An 11885-nucleotide genomic window follows, 5' to 3' on the forward strand; every position below is an offset into this window, starting at 1 on the left:
CGATGCGCGGGCCGAGGCCCCTCGCATCAAAAACTTTCCTTCAACCACTGGCCCACGCGGGCCAGCCTGCCATTGCCGCTTCCCAGCGTGGCCATCAGGCCGCTCTGCGAAGCGTGTGTTTCGAGGTCCGCGACCTGCGGATAGATCATCAACCCGACTGCCGTCGAAAAGGCCGGTCCCTTGGCGGCCGTCGGCAGGCCGGAGACACCCATCGGACGGCCGATCCGGACGTTGCGCGCCAGGATGCGGCGCGCCGTTTCCGAAAGGCCGGTAAGCTGGCTGGCACCCCCCGTCAGCACGACGCGCTTGCCGACGATCGGGCTGAAGCCCGATTTCTGGATGCGGTCGCGAATGAGTTCGAGCGTCTCTTCGATGCGCGCCTGCACGATGCGGGTGACCAGCGAGCGCGGCACCTGGGTCGGCTGGTCGCGATCATCCTCGCCGATCGGCGGAACGGAGATCACATCCCGCTCGTCGCCGCCGTTGGCGAGCGCCGAACCGTGCACGACCTTCATGCGCTCGGCATCCTCGATACGGGTCGAGAGGCCGCGGGCGAGGTCGGTGGTCACATGATGGCCGCCGAGGCTGATCGCATCCGTATGGACGAGCTTGCCTTCGGCGAACACCGAGATCGTCGTCGTGCCGCCGCCCATGTCGATTGCAGCGCAGCCGAGTTCCACTTCATCGTCGACAAGCGCCGCAAGGCCGCTGGCATAAGGCGTCGCGACCATGCCCTCGACCGAGAGATGCGCGCGGTTGACGCAGAGTTCGAGGTTCTTCAGCGTGGCGCGCTCGGCGGCGACGACGTGCATGTCGACACCGAGCGTATCACCGAACATCGCCAGCGGATCGCGAATGCCACGTTCGCCGTCGAGCGAGAAACCGGTCGGAAGCGAGTGCAGGATGGCGCGATCCTGGCGCAGCGACTGCTGGCTTGCCGCGACCAGAACCTTCTTGAGGTCGGCCTCTTCCACTTCCTGGCCGCCGAGATCGATCGTCGCTGTATAGACGTCGCTGGTGATCCGGCCGGCGGAGACGTTGACGATCAGGCTATCGACGGTAAGCCCTGCCATACGCTCGGCGGCATCGACCGCGAGACGAACGACACTTTCAGCTGCGTCGAGATCGCCGATCACGCCGGACTTCACGCCGCGCGAGCGCTGGTGGCCGATGCCGATGATTTCGATGTTGTGCGTGCGGCCGGGCAGGACCTGGCTTTCCTGGCGCGGCGTCAGCCGGGCGATCATGCATACCACCTTGGTGGAGCCGATATCCAGGACCGAGACGACGTGGCTGCGCTTGGATGACAGCGGCTTCATGCGCGGCAGGCCGAAATGGGAGGAACCGAATACGCTCAAGACTGCTCTCCCAGTTTCTTCAGGGCCTTTGTCCGTGCCTCGAGCGCCTCCTTGCGGCGATCCACGGCACCGGGAGTGAGCTGGATGGTGGTACGATCCTCAAGCCTCAGATCGACCGCGGCGACATCGCGCTCCAGCAACCCCTGCTCCTTTTCGAGCCGCGCGAGCACGCGGAGCGCCTTGGCGACGTTGGCTTCCGGCAGCTTCAGCACGACGCCGTTGTCGAGATGCAGATCCCAGCGGCGACCGGCAATGCGGACATAGGCCTTCACACGATTTCTCAGCTCCGGCCAGCCGGCCATGGCATCCTCGAACGAGGACGCGGCCGTCTCGGCATCCCGGCCGACAAAGAGCGGCAGCGAGGCGAACTTGTTGTCACGCAACGGCGCGATGACGCTGCCGTTCCTTTCGATGAGCGACAGCTCGGCACCGTGCTGCCAGATGCCGAAGGCCTGACGCTCCTTCAGCATCACCTCGATCGTCTTCGGATAGATCTTGCGGACTTCCGCGTACTGGACCCACGGAAGAGCGGAGAGCTTGCGGCGGGCCGAATCGATATCGAGGGCGACAAGCGACGTGGTGCCATCGAGGCCGAGAAGCTGCAGGATGTCGATTTCGGACGTCTGATCGTTGCCCGAGACGCGGACGTCCTCGATCGCAAAACCGACAGCCGCCGTCGTCGCCTGGGCGACCGCCTGGCCATGGCCGCCCAGCGACATGCCGTAGAGGCCGACCGCAGCGAAGAAGCCGATGGCCGAAACGGTTCCGGCATGGGCCGGGATATGGATGCGGCCGGTGGCAAGGCTCACACAGAAGCGGAACACCCGGCGAAGCGGACGCGGAAGCACCCGGCGCTCTTCGACACCGAGATAAAGAGCCTGAGAACGGCCGCGCGGTCCACCCGCCTTTCTGCCGATCAACGCAAACACGTAGCGTCCTCCACCATCCAACGGACGAGTTCACCAAACGAGTGGCCGGCATGCGCGGCCATTTCGGGCACCAGCGATGTCGGGGTCATGCCCGGCTGCGTGTTGATTTCCAGCCAGATAACCTCGCCGTTCTCGGAGAACCGGTCGTCGTAGCGAAAGTCGGAGCGACTGACGCCACGGCAGCCCATCGCCTGATGCGCCTTGAGCGCTAGTGTTTGAATCTTTTGGTAAATATTCGGTGAAATTTGCGCCGGGATGACGTGTTTCGAACCACCCTCCGCATATTTCGCATCGTAATCGTAAAAGGCGTGGCTGACCGGCACCACTTCGGTAACCCCAAGCGCCACATCGCCCATCACGCCGCAGGTCAGCTCGCGGCCGTAGATATAGCGCTCGACCAGAACACGATCACCATAACGCCACTCGGATGAACCGATGACCTGCGGCGGATGCGACTGATTCTCCTGTACGATCACGACGCCGAAGGACGACCCTTCGCGGACCGGCTTCACCACATAGGGCGGCTTCAGCGGATGAGCGCTGCCGATATCGAATCGGCTCATGGCCCTGGCTTCCGCAACCGGAATGCCGGACGCCTTTGCGACGTGCTTGGCCTGATGCTTGTCCATGGCGAGCGCCGAGGCAAGCACGCCGGAATGCGTATAGGGAATTTCGAGATATTCGAGGATGCCCTGGATCGTTCCGTCCTCGCCGAAAGGCCCGTGCAAGGCATTGAAGGCAACGTCCGGCCGAAGCTCCGAGAGAACGGCCGCCACATCCCGGCCGACATCGACGCGGGTAACGCGATAGCCCTCGCCTTCGAGAGCCTCCGCGCAGGCGTTGCCCGAGGACAGGCTGACAGGCCGCTCGGAGGAAAACCCTCCCATCAAAACAGCCACGTGCTTGTCGCCCATCAATCACTCCCGCCAAAAGGACTTCACTCTAAACTGCGGCGCTTGCGCCAACCTGTTTACCCGGACGATTCCCGCCGGACGTTAGGCATGCCTGCATTAGTGCCTGAATATAGTTAACAAACCGTTTACCTTGATTAACCCGGACAGCCAAAAGCATGAAAACAAAGGAAAAATCGACTGGCCAGATATTAACGCCGAGTTTGAGGCGACATTCGGGACGACGATAAAACGACAGGCGAGTCGGTCGAATCGATACGGAATTCGCGAGACCCGGCGCCAATATTCTCAAAGCCTCGGACAACCATGACGGGCCTGACCAGTCAGCCATTTCAGCGCGCCGTTGCCCAGCCCCATGGATCGCCCCAGCTCTCAGGCAAAATCAGGGCAACAGAAAGCCCGCGAAGCACTCTGCTTCGCGGGCTTTCTACCTCTGCGGAACGCGTCGTTCCGCCTATATCATGCCGCGGCCCGGCCTTCCGAATCGTCCACCAGCTTCCACGCCAGCGCGCCGAGGACGGCACCGACGATCGGAGCCACCCAGAAAAGCCAAAGCTGTCCGAGAGCCCAGTCGCCGACGATCAGCGCAACGCCGGTCGAACGGGCCGGGTTGACGGATGTGTTGGTGACCGGGATCGAGATCAGATGGATCAGCGTCAGCGCAAGGCCGATTGCGATCGGAGCAAACCCGGCCGGCGCCTTCGGCCCGGTTGCGCCGAGAATGATGAAGATGAAGAAACCGGTCAGAACCAGTTCGATCAACAGCGCGGAGGTCAACGAATAGCCGCCGGGCGAATGCTCGCCATAGCCGTTGGACGCAAAGCCGCCGAGCTGGAAACCAGCCTTGCCGGAGGCGATGAGATAAAGAACCAGGGCCGCGACAATCGCCCCCACCACCTGGGCGACGACATAGGCCAGGAGGCTTGATGCCGGAAACCTGCCCGCAACCGTCAGTCCCACCGAGACGGCCGGATTGAAGTGCCCGCCGGAAATACCGCCGACCGCATAGGCCATGGTCAGTACCGTCAGGCCGAATGCAAGCGCAACGCCGACGAAGCCGATACCGAGATCCGGAAATGCAGCAGCCAGAACCGCGCTGCCGCATCCACCGAAGACGAGCCAGAAAGTGCCGAAAAACTCGGCCGCTATTTTTTTAAACATCGGATATCCCCCTGCTCGCGCCACCGGCACCCCGCCGGTTCCTGGCACGAATCTCATTCAAAACAGGGTCATTATGCAATACACGCTCATGAATGCCCAATGAATAAGCAGATTCTGAAAAACGCGTTCACAATAAGGCGGGGGTTTCCGGTAGGGGACCGAGAAACCCAGATGCGAGAGGACCGTCATAAAATCCTGCTTTCCCGAAATTTTCTCGGGAAAAGCGTGATTATGCTTCGGCGGAGTGTTTCGTGCCTCAGACCGTCGGCCGGTTTCCCGTCATTCGCTCGTCATGCCGTGGAACGGTCTCACCTCGCGGCCAGGCATGAAGATGCCGAGGCGCTTGATTTCCCATTCGAGCTTGATGTCGGAATGTTCGAAGACCCGCTGGCGAATGGTCTCGCCGAGATATTCCAGGTCGTAGCCGCTGGCATGGCCGATATTGATCATGAAGTTGCAATGCAGCGACGACATCTGTGCTCCGCCGCTGACCAGTCCGCGGCAGCCTGCCTCGTCGATCAGCTTCCACGCAGAATGACCTTCCGGGTTCTTGAAGGTAGAGCCGCCGGTCTTTTCCTTGATCGGCTGCACCGTCTCGCGATGCTGACGGACGGCATCCATCTCGGCGCGGATCCTTGCCCGCTCCTCGCTATAACCTTCAAACACCGCATGGGTGAAGATCATCTCGGCCGGAACCGACGAATGGCGGTAGCTGTAGCCCATCTCGGCACCTGAGAAGACATGGCTGACGCCCTTGCGATCGACGGCATGGACTTCGACGACCCGCGCCGCCGTCTCGCCGCCATTGGCGCCGGCGTTCATGCGCAGGGCGCCGCCGATCGAGCCGGGAATGCCGTAATAGAACGCGAAACCGCCGATGCCGTTGTCCATCGCCATTGCGGCTATGTGCTTGTCGGGGCAGATCGCACCGGCCTTGATGCGGTTGTCACCGACGAGGTCCACCCCGCCAAACCCCTTGGCCGAGAGGCGCAGAACCACGCCGGGAATGCCGCCGTCGCGCACAAGCAGGTTCGAACCGACGCCGACCACGGTCAGCGGCACCTCTTCCGGCAGGATTTGCAGGAAGGTCACGAGATCGTCGACGTCATGGGGCTGGAACATCAGTTCGGCGAGCCCGCCGGCCTGGAACCAGGTGACGCGATCCATCGGCGCGTCCGGCGTCAGCCTGCCGCGCAGTTTGTTGACGTCATCCCCCAACGACGCCAGAAGCTTTTCCCCGTTCACCTGTTTCATTTCCTATCGTCCCGATATGCTTTCCAGTTCCTTCGGCAATGCCGCCGCCCACTGCGTGATATTACCTGCCCCCAGAAGAACCACGAAATCACCCGGTTTCGCAATGCCCGATACAATCGAAGCGAGTTCGCTCGGCGATGCCATGTATCGGGCGTCGCGATGACCGCCCGACCGGATGCGGGAAACCAGGGTTTCCGAATTGGCCCCTTCGATCGGTTCCTCGCCCGCCGCATAGACCGGCGCCAGCAGGATGCTGTCGGCATCGTTGAAGCAGTTGGCGAAGTCCTCGAACAGGCTCGACAGACGCGTGTAACGATGCGGCTGGTGCACCGCGATGATTCGGCCCTGGCAGGATTCGCGGGCTGCCCGCAGCACGGCCTTGATCTCCACGGGATGGTGGCCGTAATCGTCGAAGATCGAAACGCCGTTCCAGGTCCCCGTCAGGGTAAAGCGCCGCTTGACGCCGCTGAAATTGGCGAGCCCCTTGCGGATATCCTCTTCCGAAATGCCGAGCCGGTTGGCGACCGCGATCGCGGCCGTGGCGTTGGAAATATTGTGGCGACCCGGCATCGGTAGCGCCAGGTCCTTGAACTGGAATACCCTTCCGGTGCGACGGCGGCGGATCTCCACGTCGAAGATCGACTTGGTGCCTTCCATCCGCACATTGGAGAAGCGCGCGTCCGCCTGCGGGTTTTCGCCGTAGGTCACGATCTTGCGGTCCTCGATGCGGCCGACCAGCGCCTGCACTTCCGGATGGTCGAGGCAGAGCACGCCGAACCCGTAGAACGGCACGTTCTCGACGAACTGCCGGAACGCGGCACGGACCGCATCAAAATTGCCGTAGTGGTCGAGATGTTCGGGATCGATATTGGTGACCACAGCGACGTCGGCGGGCAGCTTGAGGAAAGTGCCGTCCGATTCGTCGGCTTCGACCACCATCCACTCGCCCTCGCCCATGCGGGCGTTCGTTCCATAGGCGTTGATGATACCGCCGTTGATGACGGTCGGATCGAGATTGCCGGCCTCGAGCAAGGTCGCGACCATCGAGGTCGTAGTCGTCTTGCCATGCGTGCCGCCGATGGCGATCGCATTGCGGAAGCGCATCAGTTCGGCCAGCATTTCGGCGCGGCGGACGACCGGCAGCGATTTTTCGCGCGCCGCCACCAGCTCCGGATTGTTCTTCTTGATCGCGGTGGAGACGACGACCACTTCGGCGTCGCCGATGTTTTCCGCCTGATGACCGACGAACACCGGAATGCCCTTGTCGCGCAGGCGCTGGACATTGGCGCCGTCGGCCTGGTCGGACCCCTGGACCTTGTGGCCGAGATTATGCAGCACCTCGGCGATACCGCTCATGCCGATACCACCAATGCCGATGAAATGGACGAGCCCGATGGCCTTCGGCATCTTCATGAATGCACTCCCCTGTCTGCCAGTGTCTTGAATTCCGAAATCGATTTCCGCTCGGCGATCGCCACGACCAGATCCGCAAGCAGGCCGGTCGCATTCGGCCGTCCGGCGGACTTGGCGGCTGCCGCCATTCTCTCGAGCTTCTCCGGGTCCTTCATTGCCCCGGAAATGATCGAGGCGAGCTTCTCCGGCGAAAGATCCGACTGCTGCACCACCTTGGCGCCGCCGGTCGCCACCAGCGCCTGCGCATTCGCCGCCTGGTCGTGATCCAGAGCATGCGGGTAAGGCACGAGAATGGCCGGACGGCCGATCACCGCGATTTCCGACACGGTGGAGGCGCCGGAGCGGCAGATGACGAGGTGGGCCGCCGCAAGCCGTTCGGCCATGTCCGAGAAGAATGACGAAATATCGGCGGGCGCCTTCAGCTTCGCAAAGCAGGAACTGACGCGATCCTTGTCTTCCGGACGCGCCTGCTGGGTGACGACGACACGATCACGCTCGGCCTGGTCGAGCAGGCTGAGCGCCGTCGGTACGGCCGAGGAAAAGAACTGCGCGCCCTGGCTGCCGCCGAACACGACCAAGCGGAACGGATCGTCGCCACGGGAGGCGACATAGGGAACATTCGAGGCCGCAAGCACCGCCGGACGCACCGGATTGCCCGTCGTGACGGTCTTGTCCGCATAGGCACCGCTGCCTTCCGGCAGGAAGCCGCCGGCGATTGCCTGGACCTTGGCGGCCAGCGCCTTGTTGGCACGACCCATCACGGCGTTCTGCTCGTGGATCATCGTCGGCACGCCCATGGCGGTCGAGGCCATCAGCGGCGGTACGGTCGGATAACCGCCGAAACCGACGACGGCGAGCGGCTTCAGCCGGCCGATCAGGCGGCGGGCGGCGCGCAGGCCCGTCCACAGCTTCCAGCCGGTGCGGGCGAGCGCGATCGGGTTCTTGGATCCGAACGTCGCGGAAGGCACGACATGGATCTCATCAGCCGGAAACGTGCCGGCATAACGCTCGGCCCGGCTGTCGGTAACGAGATGCACGGAATAACCGCGCGCCTTCAGTTCGTGTCCCAGCGCTTCCGCCGGAAACACATGGCCGCCGGTTCCCCCGGCGGCAAGCAGGATAATGCCCTTGCTCATTTAACGTTACTCCGCGGGAACGCCCTGGGCGACCCGGAAAAGGCTCCGCTCCTGCGCTCGCTTCTCCGGACGGTGGCGGGTGAGCGCCAGGATGAATCCTGCTGTGATGCAGATCGCGATCATCGAGGAGCCGCCATAGGAGATCAAGGGGAGCGTCATGCCCTTGGCTGGCATGAGTTCGAGATTGACGCCGATATTGATGAGCGACTGCATGCCGATCTGCAGCACGAGGCCAGCGACCGCGAACCGGTTGAAGTCGTTGCGCTCCTTGAAGGCGTGGTTCAGGCCGCGCAGCACGATGAAGGCGAAGATCGCCACCAGTGCCATACAGAAGATAATGCCGAATTCCTCGGCTGCAACCGAGAACACAAAGTCCGTATGGCTGTCGGGCAGGATGCGCTTGACGATTCCCTCGCCCGGCCCCTGGCCGAACCAGCCGCCCTGCAGGATCGCTTCATGCGCCGTCTCGATCTGGAAACGGTCGCCCTCGCCGGTCAGGAACTTGTCGAAACGCGCGGTCACATGCGGCAGCATGTAATAGGCGGTGACGATACCGCCGGCACCGACGCCCCCGAGCAGGACGATCCACAGCCAGGGCATGCCGGCCATGAAGAACATGCCGCCCCAGACGACGCTCGTCAAAATGGTCTGGCCAAGGTCGGGCTGGGCGACGAGCAGGGCCGCGACGATGCCGAACAGGATGATGGCGAAGAGATTGCCGGGGATTTCCGGCTGCCGCGCGTGCTCGGCGAACAACCAGGCGCAGACGACCACGAAGGCCGGTTTCATGAATTCCGAAGGCTGGATGGAGAACATGCCGACACCGATCCAGCGCCGAGATCCCTTGACCTCGACGCCGAAGAACAGCGCCAGCACCATCAGCGTCAGCGAGATGATCAAGAGCACGATCGCGGTCCGCCGCACCTGCCGCGGCGTCAGGAAGGACAGGCCGACCATCACCACCAGCGACGGCAGCAGGAACAGCGCATGCCGCTCGACGAAATGGAAGCTGTCGAGGCCGATCCGTTCCGCCACCGCCGGCGAGGCGGCGAAGGAGAGCATGAAGCCGACCCCCATCAGCATCACGAAGGCGACGAGGAAGAAACGGTCGATCGTCCAGAACCAGTCTGCGAGCGGCCCACGGTCTGCGCGGCTTACCATCTGTCGTTCCCCTTTTCCGTCTCGATCAATCCAAACTCGATCAACCCAAGTCTATCAACATCGTGACGCCGTCGAGACCCGCGACATGGCCGACAAAGGCATCGCCGCGAACCTCGAAATTCTTGAACTGATCGAAGCTGGCACAGGCCGGCGACAACATCACCGCGGACGGCGTGGTATCGGCGCTCGCATCCGCCGCGGCATGAGCGACCGCCTTTTCGAGCGTGCCCGAAATCTCGTAGGGCACCGCCTCGCCAAGCGTCGCCGCGAATGCCGGCGCGGCTTCTCCGATCAGATAGGCCTTGACGATACGCGGGAAGAGTGGAGCGAGGCTGACTATGCCGCCCTCCTTCGGCAGGCCGCCCGCAATCCAGTAGATACGGTCGTAGCTGGAGAGCGCCGGTGCCGCCGCATCCGCATTGGTCGCCTTCGAATCGTTGACGAATACCACCTGCACCCGGCGGCCAACCGGCTGCATCCGGTGCTTCAGACCGGGGAAGGATTTCAGTCCCGCCCGGATCTCGTCCCGCGACACGCCCACCGCCAGGCAGGCGGCGATCGCCGCCGCCGTGTTCTGGGCGTTGTGGCTGCCTTTCAGCGTCTCGATACCGTCGAGATCGACGAGCAGCGACGCAGCTCCGCCATGCGCCTCGATGATCCGGCTGCCCTCGGCATAAAGCCCGTCGGCAACGACGACCCGCTTGGAGATCCGACGCACCTTGACGCCGGCCCGCTCGACGCGGTCGGCGATCAGGGCGCAGAACGAATCATCGACACCGATCACCGCCGTGCCGCTGCCGGCGACGAGCCGTTCCTTGACGTCGGCATAGTGCTGCATGGTGCCGTGGCGATCGAGATGATCAGGCGTCAGGTTGAGCAGGATGCCGGCGCTGGGGTTGAGCGTCGGCGCCAGATCGACCTGGTAGGACGAGCATTCGACGACGAAATAACGCTCGGCTTTCGGCGGATCGAGCGTCAGGATCGCCGTGCCGATATTGCCGCCGAGTTGCGTGTCGCGGCCGCTGGATCTCAGGATATGGGCAATCAGCGCCGTGGTGGTCGATTTGCCGTTGGTGCCGGTGATCGCGATGAAGGGGCAATCCGGCGCATGCGCCCGGCGCTCGCGCACGAAAAGCTCCACATCGCCGATGATCTCCACGCCGGCGGCGTGGGCGAGATCGACGCTCCAATGGGGTTTTGGATGGGTGAGCGGCACGCCCGGAGACAGGACGAAGGCGGCCTGTGCCGGCCAGTCGATGCCGCGCAGGTCGGCGGTCGCTATCCCCTCGACCGCGGCCTTGGCAACGCTGTCGGGATTGTCGTCCCAGGCGACGACCCTGGCGCCGCCTGCGACGAGCGCCTTGGCGGTCGCCAGCCCCGAGCCGCCGAGCCCGAAGAGCGCGACGGGTTTATCCTTGAACGTGGTGACCGCGATCATCGCCGTGTCACCGCAGCTTGAGCGTCGAAAGGCCGAGCATGGCAAGGCCGACGGCGATGATCCAGAAGCGGATCACTACCTGGCTTTCCGTCCAGCCGAGCTTTTCGAAATGGTGGTGGATCGGCGCCATCAGGAAGACGCGCCGGCCGGTCATCTTGAAGAAACCGACCTGGATGATGACGGACAATGTCTCCATGACGAACAGGCCACCGACGATCGCCATGACGATCTCGTGCTTGGTGGCGACGGCGACGGAGCCGATCAGGCCGCCAAGCGCCAGCGATCCCGTGTCGCCCATGAAGATCGCGGCCGGCGGCGCATTGAACCACAGGAAACCGAGGCCTGCGCCGATCACCGCGCCGAGGATGACGGCAAGCTCGCCGGTGCCGGGCACGAAATTGATCTGCAGGTATCCCGCAAACACCGCGTTGCCGGCGAGGTAGGCGATGACGCCGAAAGAGGCCGCGGCGATCATGACAGGCACGATAGCGAGCCCGTCGAGCCCGTCCGTCAGGTTCACGGCATTGCCGGCCGCCACGATGACGAAACCGCCGAACAGCACGAAAAAGACGCCGAGATTGATGAAAAGGTCCTTGAAGAACGGGAAGGCGACCGAGGTGCCGAGCGTCGGATTGCTGGACTGGCCGGTGGCGAGCGCCACCCGCATCATGAAGAAGACCGCAATACCGGCGATCACGAACTCGATGCCGAGACGCGCCTTGCCGGAAAATCCCTTGTCGGTCTGCTTGGTGACCTTGAGATAGTCGTCATAAAAACCGATCGCGCCAAAACCGAGCGTGACGAGCAAGGTTGCCACCACGTAGACATTGGAAAGGTCGGCCCAGAGCAGCGAGCCGCCGACGATGCCGGCGAGGATCATCAGGCCGCCCATGGTCGGCGTACCGGCCTTCTTGAAATGGGTCTGCGGCCCGTCGGCGCGGATCGGCTGTCCCTTGCCCTGGCGCAGGCGAAGCGACGCGATGATCATCGGCCCGAACAGGAAGACGATCAGCGCAGACGTAAAGAGCGCAGCGCCCGTCCTGAAGGTGATATACCGGAACAGGTTGAAAAATTGGACTTTGTCCGCCAGTTCCACAAGCCAGATCAGCATTCAGCGCCCTTTC

The 11885-nt window shown here is 63.2% G+C and carries 10 protein-coding genes; all 10 read right to left on the reverse strand.

All coding sequences use genetic code 11. The features are described from left to right. Positions 1-26 precede the first annotated feature (26 nt). Positions 27-1358 (reverse strand): cell division protein FtsA, encoded by a 1332-nt coding sequence (gene ftsA / locus ACSQ8R_RS09830; RefSeq protein WP_046633535.1) that lies wholly within the window; start codon positions 1356-1358, stop codon positions 27-29. Next, the gene (locus tag ACSQ8R_RS09835; RefSeq protein ID WP_436253169.1) at positions 1355-2287 is read right to left on the reverse strand and encodes a cell division protein FtsQ/DivIB; all 933 of its coding nucleotides are present in this window, start codon (positions 2285-2287) and stop codon (positions 1355-1357) included. Before ACSQ8R_RS09835 ends, ftsA begins: the two co-directional genes overlap by 4 nt. Further along, positions 2275-3201, reverse strand: coding sequence for a D-alanine--D-alanine ligase (locus tag ACSQ8R_RS09840; RefSeq protein WP_436253170.1), 927 nt, complete (start codon positions 3199-3201; stop codon positions 2275-2277). Before ACSQ8R_RS09840 ends, ACSQ8R_RS09835 begins: the two co-directional genes overlap by 13 nt. 456 nt (positions 3202-3657) lie before the next feature. Then, positions 3658-4359, reverse strand: coding sequence for an aquaporin Z (gene aqpZ, locus ACSQ8R_RS09845; protein WP_436253171.1), 702 nt, complete (start codon positions 4357-4359; stop codon positions 3658-3660). Positions 4360-4638: 279 nt separating this feature from the next. Next, positions 4639-5613, reverse strand: a complete 975-nt coding sequence (gene murB, locus ACSQ8R_RS09850) for a UDP-N-acetylmuramate dehydrogenase (RefSeq protein ID WP_436253172.1) — start codon at positions 5611-5613, stop codon at positions 4639-4641. 3 nt (positions 5614-5616) lie between these two features. Continuing rightward, entirely contained in the window at positions 5617-7026 is a 1410-nt protein-coding gene (gene murC, locus ACSQ8R_RS09855; protein WP_436253173.1) for a UDP-N-acetylmuramate--L-alanine ligase, read from the reverse strand. Beyond that, complete coding sequence (gene murG, locus ACSQ8R_RS09860) at positions 7023-8162, reverse strand: undecaprenyldiphospho-muramoylpentapeptide beta-N-acetylglucosaminyltransferase (protein WP_436253174.1); 1140 nt, start codon at positions 8160-8162, stop codon at positions 7023-7025. The genes murC and murG overlap by 4 nt, the downstream gene beginning before the upstream one ends. Positions 8163-8168: 6 nt before the next feature. Continuing rightward, positions 8169-9323 carry a putative lipid II flippase FtsW gene (ftsW, locus tag ACSQ8R_RS09865; protein WP_436253175.1) on the reverse strand — a complete coding sequence of 385 codons (1155 nt, stop codon included), beginning with the start codon at positions 9321-9323 and terminating at the stop codon, positions 8169-8171. A 40-nt stretch (positions 9324-9363) separates the two neighbouring features. Then, complete coding sequence (murD, locus tag ACSQ8R_RS09870) at positions 9364-10761, reverse strand: UDP-N-acetylmuramoyl-L-alanine--D-glutamate ligase (protein WP_436253176.1); 1398 nt, start codon at positions 10759-10761, stop codon at positions 9364-9366. A gap of 7 nt (positions 10762-10768) precedes the next feature. Continuing rightward, on the reverse strand, positions 10769-11872 hold the full coding sequence (gene mraY / locus ACSQ8R_RS09875; protein WP_046633517.1) for a phospho-N-acetylmuramoyl-pentapeptide-transferase: 1104 nt from the start codon (positions 11870-11872) through the stop codon (positions 10769-10771). Positions 11873-11885 lie beyond the last annotated feature (13 nt).

This window comes from Neorhizobium sp. LjRoot104, from assembly GCF_964253725.1.
In the GTDB taxonomy this organism is placed as follows: Bacteria; Pseudomonadota; Alphaproteobacteria; order Rhizobiales; family Rhizobiaceae; genus Neorhizobium.

Excerpts from the sequence above, each read along its gene's own strand:
- ACSQ8R_RS09840 (WP_436253170.1), bottom strand. The coding sequence starts at position 3,201 with ATGGGCGACAAGCACGTGGCTGTTTTGATGGGAGGGTTTTCCTCCGAG.
- aqpZ (WP_436253171.1), bottom strand. The coding sequence starts at position 4,359 with ATGTTTAAAAAAATAGCGGCCGAGTTTTTCGGCACTTTCTGGCTCGTC.
- murB (WP_436253172.1), bottom strand. The coding sequence starts at position 5,613 with ATGAAACAGGTGAACGGGGAAAAGCTTCTGGCGTCGTTGGGGGATGAC.
- murC (WP_436253173.1), bottom strand. The coding sequence starts at position 7,026 with ATGAAGATGCCGAAGGCCATCGGGCTCGTCCATTTCATCGGCATTGGT.
- murG (WP_436253174.1), bottom strand. The coding sequence starts at position 8,162 with ATGAGCAAGGGCATTATCCTGCTTGCCGCCGGGGGAACCGGCGGCCAT.
- ftsW (WP_436253175.1), bottom strand. The coding sequence starts at position 9,323 with ATGGTAAGCCGCGCAGACCGTGGGCCGCTCGCAGACTGGTTCTGGACG.
- murD (WP_436253176.1), bottom strand. The coding sequence starts at position 10,761 with ATGATCGCGGTCACCACGTTCAAGGATAAACCCGTCGCGCTCTTCGGG.
- mraY (WP_046633517.1), bottom strand. The coding sequence starts at position 11,872 with ATGCTGATCTGGCTTGTGGAACTGGCGGACAAAGTCCAATTTTTCAAC.